The sequence below is a fragment of the Streptomyces rubellomurinus genome, assembly GCF_000961885.1.
GTDB classification, from domain to species: Bacteria; Actinomycetota; Actinomycetes; order Streptomycetales; family Streptomycetaceae; genus Kitasatospora; species Kitasatospora rubellomurina.
In genome coordinates this window covers 1-217 of sequence record NZ_JZKH01000403.1, presented here as the reverse complement: position 1 = coordinate 217, position 217 = coordinate 1, and the positions used below count along the sequence as shown (strand labels likewise).

The 217-nt window shown below is 74.2% G+C and carries 1 protein-coding gene; it reads left to right on the top strand.

Going from position 1 to position 217, the window contains the following annotated elements:
• Positions 1-13: 13 nt before the first annotated feature.
• Positions 14-217: hypothetical protein (locus VM95_RS38375; RefSeq protein WP_045706468.1), on the top strand; the 204-nt coding region annotated here is incomplete at its 3' end.

The window sequence follows — 217 nt, the reverse complement described above, 5'->3', positions numbered from 1 at the left end:
CTTCGCCGATGGCGTGACCACCCTGTGGGGCCTGGGAGTTCGCCGCTTCCTGGAGCTCGGCCCCGACGCCGTGCTCACCGCCATGGCCCGCCAGTGCGTCGACGAGGACACCGAGGCGGCGTTCACCGCCGCCCTGCGCGCCAAGCAGGACGACCGCGAGACCTTCGCCGCCTTCGTGGGCCAGGCCCACACCGCCGGCACCGCCGTCGACTGGACC